General features: G+C 55.7%; 2 protein-coding genes and 1 pseudogene. All 3 read right to left on the reverse strand.

What is annotated here, in order from left to right:
* Positions 1-83 precede the first annotated feature (83 nt).
* Positions 84-353 (reverse strand): annotated as a pseudogene (locus G0P99_RS17290) (transposase); the annotation flags it as partial.
* A 78-nt stretch (positions 354-431) separates the two neighbouring features.
* Positions 432-1520 (reverse strand): bifunctional DNA primase/polymerase, encoded by a 1089-nt coding sequence (locus tag G0P99_RS17295; RefSeq protein ID WP_164131735.1) that lies wholly within the window; start codon positions 1518-1520, stop codon positions 432-434.
* Between the two features lie 466 nt (positions 1521-1986).
* The coding region (locus G0P99_RS17300; protein WP_370462823.1) for a helix-turn-helix transcriptional regulator at positions 1987-2220 on the reverse strand (234 nt) is incomplete at its 5' end.

The following is a 2220-nucleotide window of genomic DNA, read 5'->3' on the forward strand; positions in this document are numbered from 1 at the left end:
GCCGCCAACACCATGATTTATATGGGAAATAGCAAGGTCAGGACAGCGAAATCAGCAACCCACTTGGGGAATGCGGGTTCAGGTCAGCCATACTTGGTCGACCAGACGAGGTGATAGCCCAGAGCACTATGTGGTCGTTTGGTGTTGTAGTGCTTCCTCCATTGTTCGATCAGGATTTGTGCTTCGCGCAGGCTGTAGAAGATCTCTCTGTTGAGCAGTTCGTCCCGGAACCGGGCGTTGAAGCTTTCGCAATACCCGTTCTCCCATGGTGATCCCAGCTCGATATAGGCGGTCCTGGCGCCGACGGCGGCGATCCAGTCGCGGACAGCCTGCGCCACGAACTCCGGGCCGTTGCTGAAAACCATGCTATATCGCGAATGACCATCACCAGAACTGGTCAACATAAGTAATCTATAAACCCTTCTTCTGCTTTATTCGCCACAGAGCGGCCTGACGTTTCCAGTGAACTCTCGAACATGCGCCAAGCGGTAGAGCCGCGGACTGTGACCTGAAGAGTGGTACTTCGCGATCTGAAGGACGCCCGCTTGCATAAGCGCCCCACAAGCGCCTTGGAAACGTCTGCGAGACAAATCGGTGTGACCGGTAACGCACATCCGTTTCCATTGCAGAGGAAATGTTCTGCCTGGCTGGTGCCCGTGGAGGTCCTTCAGCCGGATGTAAAGTGCGATTGCGTCGGAACTCGAGGGCAACCGACGTAAGATGTCGAGAACAACACGGCTTACAGGAAAATCGCTGTTTCGTTCGACATAAACCCGATTTTCGAGGCGGCATTTCCACGCCCAATCTGCAATCTTTTCGACCTCTCTGTCCTGGATGGTTTCCGGATGTGCACATTCCTCATCTCTGATGAACAGCAGATTATCCAAAAGCTCTTGAAAACTTGCGACTGCCTCGACCATCTGGACCGCGCGCTGAACGAGAAACGAGTTGCGGCTGCCTTTCGGTACATCCTGCCGGAGTGGTGCGGGGTCACGGCTGGGGAAGGTTGTCAGCGGCGTCTCACCTAGCATGCCCTTGGTCGGAAGATACCGACCCCCATCGGGCCGAACAGAGCCCGGACCGACAACGTAGCTATTTGGGCCGCACTTGATGTCCACCTTTAATCCTTCCTGCCTTAACTTCGGACGGAGGGGTTCATCGCTTGCGTAGTAGAGGTGAAAACCGCGCGGCGTTCTGACATGGACGGCCGACGGGCCGAATCGAGCTTCCAAAGCAGACACCAGTTCAACGTTGCATGTATCGCAGTCCACTACGACGATACCAGCCAGTCGCACGCCGAAACAACTGGACGAGACCCGCTTCATGGGGCCGATGACGCGCTTGACTGGCAGACGGCCCACATTCCCGAAGCGGATCATTGGACCTTTTCCATCCTTGCCACTGCCAAGAGGAATCAGGCTGAATCCTGCTCGGCTAAGTCTCACAATTTCATCGAAGACGCTGGCCGGTTTACCGTGTTCTGCGGGCTGCGCATCACCCACTTGTTTGTTGGCCTTCATGGCGGGTATCCTTTGGTGGGAAGTCGTTCAAAGCTCCAGAGATGCGCTGGCATGCATTTCTGGAGCACTTTCGTTTATCGTGGACGGTAGAGCCGTATGGTCTCGGGTAAGGCGTGGATAACGGCCATCGCTGCAGGCTCGACTTCGCCACATAGCCTACCGCACAACCGCACTAGGGCCTTTTGGGTGGTGCAGTAGTGCTTGCCTCTCCAAGGCCGCTGTGCGGTGCCTTTGTCACGACGCTGAATGATCATCTGCAACTGGTCGCGACAGACGATCACGCGCCAACGTTCGTTCAACTGAACAACAACGTCGCCGTAGTCGTCAGACGCTTCGCTTCGAAAGGTCATCTTCAATTAAAGCCTCCTCTAGTCTGAAGGCGTGAAGTTGCGAAACTTAGCTTTTATGCTTTGCCCTAGTCTTCGCTCCGCTCGCGCCCGTTTGTCCGATAGGTTGCTAGCGGCCTCTAGGCTTCCTGCCTTGCGTTCAGCCATTCGCGGATTTTGCTTTCGGGCCAGGCTACTGCCTTGGCAGTCAAGCGAACTGGCCGAGGGAATTTGCCATCGGCCATGAGCGCGTAAATGGTGCTCCGGCTTAGGCCCGTCAGCTTTTCAACCTCGGCGTGTTGATTTCCACCCAGAAGTGAGCCGGGCCGGCGGATAATTTCCACTGAGAACTGAGCCATGTGAACCTTTCCCCG

The organism is Ruegeria sp. PrR005, assembly GCF_010500245.1.
Classification (GTDB): domain Bacteria; phylum Pseudomonadota; class Alphaproteobacteria; order Rhodobacterales; family Rhodobacteraceae; genus Ruegeria_B; species Ruegeria_B marisflavi.

Excerpts from the sequence above, each read along its gene's own strand:
- G0P99_RS17295 (WP_164131735.1), bottom strand. The coding sequence starts at position 1,520 with ATGAAGGCCAACAAACAAGTGGGTGATGCGCAGCCCGCAGAACACGGT.